This is a genomic window from Sulfurisphaera sp. (assembly GCF_059755235.1).
Genome location: NZ_DBPRYF010000051.1, coordinates 1 through 7055, shown reverse-complemented (window position 1 = coordinate 7055; position 7055 = coordinate 1). Strand labels below are relative to the sequence as shown.

The window sequence follows — 7055 nt, the reverse complement described above, 5'->3', positions numbered from 1 at the left end:
CGATTGGAAGAGCAAAGAGGTAAAGATAGACCCGAAGGATTTAATTATATACGAACTTCACGTCGGGACATTTACAAAAGAGGGAACTTTTCACTCAGCAATTGAAAAACTTGATTATCTAGCAGATTTAGGAGTTACAGCAGTCGAAGTGATGCCAGTTTTTCAGTTTCCCGGTAAAAAGGACTGGGGATATGATGGTGTTTTCATTTACGCAGTGCAAAACAGTTATGGCGGTCCTTACGCCTTTATGAAATTTATTGATGAAGCTCATCAACGTGGTTTAGCAGTTATTCTTGATGTAGTATACAACCATGTTGGACCAGAAGGTAACTACATGATCTCTCTCGGTCCTTATTTTTCTTCAAGGTATAAAACTCCCTGGGGTTTAACTTTCAACTTCGATGATGCATATAGTGACGAAGTGAGGAAATTTGTACTTGAGAACGTTAGGTTTTGGTTGGAAACCTTTCGTGTAGACGGTCTTCGTTTAGATGCTGTACACGCTATTTATGATTTTTCTCCTAAACATATCCTTGAAGACATTGCCGATCTAGCTCATTCCTTAGGAAAGTTTGTTATTGCAGAAAGCGATCTAAATGATCCCAAAATTATAAGAGATGATTGTGGGTATAAGAATGATGCCCAATGGACAGACGATTTTCATCATTCAATTCACGCTTATTTAACTGGGGAGAGAAACGGTTATTACTCTGATTACGGTTCTTTAGACGACATAGTTAAGACGTTTAAAGACGTTTTTGTTTATGACGGGAGATATTCTAATTTTAGAAAAAAGACTCATGGTGCAAAAGTAGGTAATTTAAATGCTTGTAAGTTTGTTGTTTATATTCAAAATCATGATCAAGTAGGGAATAGGGGTAATGGAGAAAGGCTATCAAACCTTGTAGATAAGGAAAGTTATAAGATAGCTTCAGCATTATATTTGCTTTCTCCTTTTATACCAATGATATTTATGGGAGAGGAGTACTATGAAAAGAATCCTTTCCTTTATTTTTCAGACTTCTCTGATCCTCAACTCGTTAGGGGAGTTAGAGAAGGTAGGCTAAGAGAAAATGGGCAAACAATTGATCCACAGTCAGACGATGCATTTGAGAAAAGTAAATTAAGCTGGAATATTGATCGAGAGTTATACACTTACTACAAGGATTTGATAAAAATAAGAAAAATGTACGGTAATGATTGTTCAAGGAAAGTTGACGTTAACACGGGAGATAACTGGATGTCATTGCTAATGGAAAAAATCCAGTTACTTGTGGCTTTTAAAAACACAAAAATAAAGTCCTTTACATCTGGTAATCTTCTTCTAACCTCTAGTAATTTCCCTAAAGATGTCGAAAAAGATAAAGAATATGAGGTAAAAAGAGGTATAGGTATTTATCTTAACAAAGTTTAAAAGTAGTTTGGCTAATTTTTACGTATGGTTTTTAGTTATAAGGATAGACCATTAAGACCCGGAGACCCCTATCCTTTAGGTGCTACATGGTATGAGGATGAAGATGGAGTTAACTTCGCCTTATTTTCTGAAAATGCTACTGGAGTTCAGCTTCTTTTATACTCTCCTGCAAACCAAAAATATCCTAAAGAGGTTATTGAAGTAAAACAAAGGACTGGAGACGTTTGGCATGTCTTTGTCCCCGGTATAAGGCCAAGTCAATTATATGCCTATAGAGTTGCTGGTCCTTATAAACCAGACCAAGGATTAAGGTTTAACCCTAATAAGGTCTTGATTGACCCTTACGCTAAAGCAATAAGTGGAGATGTTGTATGGAATGATGCAGACTTTGGTTATAAGATCGGTGATCCTAACCAAGACTTATCTTTTGACGAAAGACCGGATGACGAGTTTATTCCTAAGAGTGTAGTTATTGATCCAAACTTTGATTGGGATGATGACCACTATTTCTTTAAAAAGAGAGTACCTTTAAAAGATGTCATAATCTATGAAGTTCATGTTAAAGGTTTTACGAAACTCAGGCAGGACTTGCCAGAAAATATTAGGGGAACTTACCGTGGTTTAGCCTCCCGTCAAATGGTCGATTACCTAAAAGACCTAGGTGTTAATACAGTTGAGTTAATGCCAGTCCATCATTTTGTAGACGACAGATTTCTTGTAGAGAAAGGTTTGAGGAACTATTGGGGCTATAACCCCATAAATTACTTCTCACCGGAATGTAGATATTCCTCATCTGGATGCATGGGTGAGCAGGTAAAAGAATTTAAAGAAATGGTAAACGAGTTACATAATGCTGGTATCGATGTAATTATCGATGTAGTATATAATCATACTGCAGAAGGAAACCATTTAGGACCTACACTTTCCTTTAAAGGAATCGACAACACATCCTATTACATGCTAGACCCTAACAACAAGAGATATTACTTAGATTTTACTGGTACTGGGAACACGCTTAACTTAAGCCATCCTAGAGTTTTACAAATGGTTTTAGACAGTTTACGTTATTGGGTTTTAGAGATGCATGTCGATGGCTTTAGATTTGACTTAGCAGCAGCATTAGCTAGGCAACTGTACAGTGTAAATATGCTATCAACGTTTTTTGTAGCTATTCAACAAGACCCTATTCTGTCACAAGTTAAGCTTATTGCTGAACCTTGGGACGTAGGTCCTGGTGGGTATCAAGTTGGTAACTTCCCTTACATGTGGGCGGAGTGGAACGGCAAATACAGAGATACTATAAGGAGATTTTGGAGAGGTGACGCTATTCCCTACGAGGAGTTAGTGAATAGGCTAATGGGCTCTCCAGATTTATACGCAGGTAATAATAAGACACCTTTCGCAAGTATAAATTACATTACATCTCATGATGGGTTTACCCTTGAAGATCTCGTAAGTTATAATCAGAAACATAATGAGGCTAATGGATTAAATAATCAAGATGGGATAAATGATAACTATAGTTGGAACTGTGGTGTTGAAGGAGAAACTAATGATCAGAATGTTATAATGTGCAGAGAGAGACAAAAGAGGAATTTCATGATAACACTCTTCGTCAGCCAAGGAATTCCTATGATTTTGGGTGGTGATGAGATAAGTAGGACGCAAAAAAGGGAACAATAATGCTTTCTGTCAAGACAATGAAATAAGCTGGTTTAACTGGAATTTAGATGATAGGAAACTGAGGTTTCATGACTTTGTCAGAAGTATGATGTATTTCTATAAAGCTCACCCCATATATAGGAGGGCTAAATATTTCCAAGGGAAAAAGCTTCATGGATTACCATTAAAAGATGTGACTTTCCTAAAGCCAGATGGAAATGAAGTTGATGAGAATACTTGGAAATCACCAACAAATTTCGTGGCTTATATTTTGGAAGGAAGCGCTATAGATGAGATAAATGAGATGGGTGAAAGAATTGCTGACGACACTTTCCTTATAATTCTAAATGGTTCTCCCAACAACGTGAAATTTAAGTTCCCTCATGGAAAGTGGAGTATTGTGGTTTCTTCCTACCTAAGGGACTTAAGAGACGACGAGAAAACTGTTGAAGGCAGTAAAGAGCTAGAAATTGAGGGAAGAACTGCAATGGTATATAGGAGGATTGAGTACTGATGTTGTTATCAACTTATCGCCTTCAACCAATGAAATTTTCAGAAATTAGAGAAAAACTTGACTATTTCGTAAAACTAGGAATTACTCATTTATACTTATCTCCCGTTTTGAAAGCAAGACCAGGGAGTACTCATGGCTATGATGTTGTAGATCACACTGTTATAAATGAAGAACTGGGAGGAGAAGATGAGTATAGAAAATTAATAATTGAAGCTAAAAGGAAAGGATTAGGAATTGTTCAAGACATTGTGCCAAATCACATGGTAGTTCATCATACTAATTGGAGGCTAATGGATGTACTTAAGAAAGGTAAAGAAAGTAAGTATTACTCTTATTTTGATTTTTATGAAGAAGAGAAAATAAGGATACCAATACTTGGAGATAGGAATTTTAAAATAACATATGTGAATAACGAACCGTACATAGATTATTACGGGAACCTATTCCCCGTCAATGAACAAAGTAAAAAGTACCTGAATGACATCGAAACGCTGTTGAGAAACCAATATTATGAGTTAGTTGATTGGAAAGAATATCCTAGCTATAGGAGGTTTTTCGCTGTAAATGAGTTAATTGCAGTTAAACAAGAGAATGACTGGGTTTTTGAAGAATCTCATAGGAAAATTTTGTCTTTCGATATAGACGCATTTAGGATTGATCATATAGATGGTCTATTTGATCCAGAGACATATTTAAAAAAACTAAAGAGTAAGATTGAAGATAGACAAATTTTTGTTGAAAAGATCTTATCCATTGACGAGAAATTAAGATGGAATTTCATTGAAGGAACAACTGGCTATGATTTTCTAAATTATTCTAACTTTCTTTTTACTGATAATGAGGATAGACTAACGGAGATTTATAAGAGAATATGGGATAAGGATCTAGATGAAATAGTCGTAGAAACTAAAAAGAAAATAATTGATACTATGTTTAAACATGATATCGAGAGACTAGCTAACATGCTTGGTGTTTCTTATGAAGAATTAAAGAACTTTCTTTCTTGCTTAAAAGTATATAGAACGTACATTACTGAGGAAGATAGAAGAGACGAGGAAATTGTAAAGCAGTGTAGTCCTAAAGTTTATGAAGCAATGAAAAAGAACGTTAAAGTATTCATGAAGTTGCAACAATATATGCCTGGTGTTTTTGCAAAGTCTTATGAGGACACGGTACTATTCATCTATAATCGCTTAATTTCTCTTAATGAAGTAGGTACTAACTTAAAACACTATTCAATATCTTGTGATGAGTTTCACAAGTTTAACTTATCTAGGGTTGGATCATTTTCTTTTAATGCAACTTCTACTCACGACACTAAGTTTAGTGAAGATGTTAGGATGAGAATAAGTGCAATTTCAGAAATCCCAGATGAATGGGAGAAGAAGGTAAACGAATGGCATGATATTTTAACTCCTTCAATTGACAGAAATGATGAATATAGGCTTTACCAGACTTTAGTAGGAAGTTTTGAAGGATTTAATGAGGAATACAAGGAAAGGTTAAAAAATCACATGAGAAAGGCACTTAGGGAGGCAAAAGTTCACACAGATTGGGTAAATCCTAATGAAGAGTATGAAAATAAGGTCTTTTCTCTGATAGATAAGATGTTTACCAATGAGAAATTTAAGGAGAGTTTTCTTGAGTTTGAGGAAAAAATCGATGACATGGGCAAGATAAAGTCCTTGTCCTTAGTTACACTAAAGGTAACCTCTCCCGGAGTAGCTGATTTCTATCAAGGATTGGAGAACTTTAGGTATTTATTAACAGACCCAGATAACAGAAGACCAGTTACTTTTGATCAGCTTCCAGAGAAATATAGTGAAGACCTTTTTGATAACGGAAAGATTAAGGCACATTTAACAAGAGTCTTACTTAACTTAAGAAATGAAATGGAAGATTTCTTTATAAAATCAAGTTATAAGCCTTTATCATTGCCTAAAGGCTTGTGTGGATATTTAAGGGGTGATAAAGTCCTTGTGATAGTAAAAACGTTGACATATGTTACAAAAGAAATTGAGCTAGATGATGAATATACTGACGTTATTACTGGGGAAAAAGTAAGAGGTAAAGTTAGAATAGATAAACTACCTTTAGTTTTTATCAAATAATCTCTTTGGAAGGTCATAAAATGATTCCTTGTTGTAATTTTCTCTATTTTCTTCTAATACGTCGGCTAAGTCCTTGCCATTATAAGGACTCCCACTTCCGTAGATTTCTCTCTTTTCTGACGGTTTTTGTGTAATATAGTATACTCTGTCATTTTCTAATTTTTCCTCCGTGTCCGCAAGAACTAAAAGCACGTTGTATTGTAAAACTTTCTCTATCTCTTTTACGTTTGGTCTATGAATAACAATTGGTAAATTATGATCTTCTGCAAATTGATATACATACTCCAGTTTTTTATCCAGTAGCGAAAAACCATGATGTTGAGGATGAAGAACTATGCCACGGATTTCGTGGTCATATTGTCTTTCTAACTCTATTTGAGGAGGAACCCTGCATTTAGGATTATAGATACCTAATCTCAAGGTGTAATCTCTTCCTTTGCTCCATAAATATTGCTGATAAAAACCATCAACACAACATTGGCACGAGTATTTATAAAGAGGGTTTAAGACAATTTTTTCTATTAAAAAATCATCAAATTCTAGTTTTAAATCTTTAACATAACTATACAGTTTTATCCCATAAAAAGTAAGGGAATCTATTACTTTTTTCACAAGAAATGAATTGTTACTATTCCTAAAAACGCTAATATTAGGTCAATTATCACTAATATGACAAGCGCTAATATAGCAATTAAGAACGCTCCACCCCATCCAGTATCAAAAAGGGCTTTAAACACTCCTAATACTCCTATAAAACCAAATAGTAAACCTAAAGTTCCAAGTATTGGAAGACCTATTGCTAATCCTATTGCGGTAAATATGGCAAGAATTATAGCAAATACTATTATTCCTCCAAGTGTTGCTAACATTGCTCTAGGAAAAGAGGAATGTCTACTTACTGCCTTTGACGCTAACCATACTGGTATCGAGGCTATTATCCAGCCTAATATAAACGCTATTATTTCTCCTACTAATGTGCCATGAATAATTGGATGCATACAAATAGAATGAGATTGAAACTTTTATTACTTACTTTCACTTTCTTTCTTTTCTTCCTTCTTCTCTTGTTTTTCTTCCTTCTTAATCGGTTTTATTTTCTCTGGTTTTATATCAAAATATACTTTTGCATCCTTTCCTTCACATTGTTTTGTGTACAAATTCTCAGCCTTGTTTAATTGGCCACATTTCGCCTCATATTTTTCTGCTACTTCATCAATGAACTTTCTAACATTTATCAATTTCCTAAATTTAATCCCTTCAATTTCTAGTGTTGTATCTGTCAAAGTCGCCTTTATACCATTAACCTCTATTACCTTACTTTTGCCTTGAAGTACACCTGTCTCTATACACATCT

The 7055-nt window shown here is 34.8% G+C and carries 5 protein-coding genes and 1 pseudogene; 3 read left to right on the top strand and 3 right to left on the bottom strand.

Annotated elements, in window-relative coordinates; translation table 11 throughout:
• The 3 genes and pseudogenes from treZ to AC3OCB_RS10815 all read left to right on the top strand — a co-directional run.
• Positions 1–1414 (top strand): malto-oligosyltrehalose trehalohydrolase (gene treZ, locus AC3OCB_RS10825; RefSeq protein ID WP_498342511.1); only part of this gene is annotated, 1414 nt, incomplete at its 5' end.
• Between the two features lie 24 nt (positions 1415–1438).
• Positions 1439–3590, top strand: a pseudogene (glgX, locus tag AC3OCB_RS10820) (glycogen debranching protein GlgX).
• Positions 3590–5701 carry a malto-oligosyltrehalose synthase gene (locus tag AC3OCB_RS10815; protein ID WP_498342509.1) on the top strand — a complete coding sequence of 704 codons (2112 nt, stop codon included), beginning with the start codon at positions 3590–3592 and terminating at the stop codon, positions 5699–5701. The pseudogene glgX and the gene AC3OCB_RS10815 overlap by 1 nt, the downstream one beginning before the upstream one ends.
• On the opposite strand, the gene AC3OCB_RS10810 is transcribed toward AC3OCB_RS10815, so the two are convergent.
• The 3 genes from AC3OCB_RS10810 to AC3OCB_RS10800 form a co-directional block, all read right to left on the bottom strand.
• On the bottom strand, positions 5684–6313 hold the full coding sequence (locus tag AC3OCB_RS10810) for a hypothetical protein (RefSeq protein WP_498342507.1): 630 nt from the start codon (positions 6311–6313) through the stop codon (positions 5684–5686). The two genes, AC3OCB_RS10815 and AC3OCB_RS10810, sit on opposite strands and share 18 nt — an antisense overlap.
• Entirely contained in the window at positions 6310–6699 is a 390-nt protein-coding gene (locus tag AC3OCB_RS10805) for a hypothetical protein (protein WP_498342506.1), read from the bottom strand. The genes AC3OCB_RS10810 and AC3OCB_RS10805 overlap by 4 nt, the downstream gene beginning before the upstream one ends.
• Before the next feature lie 27 nt (positions 6700–6726).
• Positions 6727–7055 (bottom strand): hypothetical protein (locus tag AC3OCB_RS10800; protein WP_498342504.1); only part of this gene is annotated, 329 nt, incomplete at its 5' end.

Bases quoted from the DNA above. Each gene is read 5' to 3' on its own strand.
- AC3OCB_RS10815 (WP_498342509.1), top strand. From the start codon at position 3,590: ATGTTGTTATCAACTTATCGCCTTCAACCAATGAAATTTTCAGAAATT.
- AC3OCB_RS10805 (WP_498342506.1), bottom strand. From the start codon at position 6,699: ATGCATCCAATTATTCATGGCACATTAGTAGGAGAAATAATAGCGTTT.